Source organism: Thorsellia kenyensis, assembly GCF_042432445.1.
Taxonomy (GTDB): Bacteria; Pseudomonadota; Gammaproteobacteria; order Enterobacterales; family Thorselliaceae; genus Thorsellia; species Thorsellia kenyensis.
The window spans coordinates 1-1,549 of sequence record NZ_JBHLXE010000075.1 but is presented as its reverse complement, the minus strand read 5'-3'; the positions used below and the strand labels follow the sequence as shown (position 1 = coordinate 1,549).

Below are 1,549 nucleotides of genomic sequence, written 5' to 3'. Positions count from 1 at the left end.
GAGGCTCACGTACGGTTCTGTGAGAGGGTTCAGGGGAGGTTCCTGGGCTCTACTCGATAATTCGCCGGATGAACTTCGTTTGCGTAGTGGATGTGCTCCTAAAAAACATCTCTTTTTTTAATAAGGTTCCTATCAGCTTATTAAAAAAGGAACAAACACTAAAGGTGAGCATTAAATCAGGGCAAGATCACACTACGCCATGCAGTTAAAAATTTAAGTTATTGATCTTAATTTATTTATTGTGTTTACTTTATTTTTTTAATATAATAATTGTTATTATGCAATTAAAAAAATAAGGAACATGCAATGAGTTTTATGAGTGCGTTTGATAAAATTACTGACCCAAGAAAAGATATTAATAAAAAACATGACTTGATAGATATTCTTTTTCTTACTTTCAGCGCAGTTCTTTCTGGCGCTTTAGGCTGGAAAGACATTAAAGAATTTGGAGATGAAAAAATTGAGTGGCTACGGCAATTCAGAGAGTTTAAAAATGGTATCCCTGTTGATGACACTATCGCTAGAGTTATCAGCTGTATTAATCCTCAGGAATTCAATCAATGCTTCATTAATTGGGTAAACGAGATACGCAAAGAAAATGGGCAACCACAAATCGCTATTGATGGAAAAACACTTCGTCACTCGTTTAGTGAAAAACCTATTGATGCTCTTCATAGTGTTACAGCTTGGCATGCAGAATCTGGGCTAGTTGTAGCGCAGATGAAGTCTTCTGGAAAGAAGAATGAAAATGCTTCAGTCTTAGAGATGTTAAGTGCATTAAACATTAAAGGCGCCCATATTACGGTAGACGCAATGAACACTCAAAAAACGGTTGCTAATAAAATTATTCAAAGTGGTGCTGATTACACTATCTGTGTTAAAGATAATCATAAAACCCTCAAAGAGCAAATAGCCGCTTATTTTCATAAGATGTCTCGAGAAAATGAAAGCTTAATAAAAACAAGTACTCAGGTAGATTGTGGTCACGGAAGGATTGAAACGAGAAAATGTGAACAGTTACTTGCCACTGAATGGATTGATGGACTCAATGAATGGCCTGAAGTGAGGGTTATCATTAAAATTACTCGAGAACGCCAATTGAAAAATTCAGGTAAAACAGAAAGTGAAACTCTGTACTACATTAGCTCTAGGAACGTCGATGTTGAAGAGACAGCCAAAGGGATAAGACATCATTGGGGAGTAGAAAATAATGCTCATTGGGTCTTAGATGTCACGTTCAAAGAAGATGATTCTCGCATTAGAAGAGATGATGGTGCAGAGAATGTAGGTATAATCAGAAGGTTCTGTCTAAATCTTTGTAAATTGAACCCAAGAAAAAACAGTATGGCAGGCAAAATCAAAAAATGTGGTTGGAGTGATGAATACAGGCAAGAAGTTATTTTTGGTCAATGAGTTACAATAAAATGATCAAAAAATAAACAAAGTGTGTGTTCACCCTGAGTGCATATTCTCATCATTCCGATCACTGATTCTCATTCATGCCGATCACTTATTCTCATTTCATCCCGATCACTTTTCTTAACTTGTA

Annotated in this window: 1 protein-coding gene; it reads left to right on the top strand. The window is 36.0% G+C overall.

Going from position 1 to position 1,549, the window contains the following annotated elements; all coding sequences use genetic code 11:
• Nucleotides 1-306 precede the first annotated feature (306 nt).
• On the top strand, nucleotides 307-1,413 hold the full coding sequence (locus ACFFIT_RS06690) for an ISAs1 family transposase (RefSeq protein ID WP_385876878.1): 1,107 nt from the start codon (nucleotides 307-309) through the stop codon (nucleotides 1,411-1,413).
• Nucleotides 1,414-1,549 lie beyond the last annotated feature (136 nt).

What these genes read in the sequence shown, in the direction of transcription:
- ACFFIT_RS06690 (WP_385876878.1), top strand. Translation starts at nt 307, where the DNA reads ATGAGTTTTATGAGTGCGTTTGATAAAATTACTGACCCAAGAAAAGAT.